Annotated in this window: 1 protein-coding gene; it reads left to right on the top strand. The window is 68.9% G+C overall.

The window, feature by feature from the left end; genetic code table 11:
• Window positions 1-273, top strand: a 273-nt coding sequence (locus ACG04R_RS28570) for an autotransporter-associated beta strand repeat-containing protein (protein ID WP_394418234.1), incomplete at both ends; no start/stop codon positions are given.

Consider the following 273-nt stretch of genomic DNA (forward strand, 5'->3'; position numbering starts at 1 on the left):
GTCCCAGGCCTACAACCTCGACACCAACGGCCAGGCCGTCACGCTGGCCACCGCCCTCACCAGCTCCGGCGGCTCGCTGACCAAGTCCGGCACCGGCACGCTGACCCTCACCGGCGCCAACACCTACGGCACCACCACCATCAGCACCGGCACGCTGCAGGTCGGCAACGGCGGCACCACCGGCACACTGGGCAGTGGCGCCGTCACCGACAACGCCGCACTCGTCTTCGACCGCAGCAATGCGTTCACCGTTTCCAACACCATCTCCGGCAC

Origin of the sequence: Pelomonas candidula (assembly GCF_043555985.1) — a bacterium.
Classification (GTDB): Bacteria; Pseudomonadota; Gammaproteobacteria; order Burkholderiales; family Burkholderiaceae_C; genus Pelomonas; species Pelomonas candidula.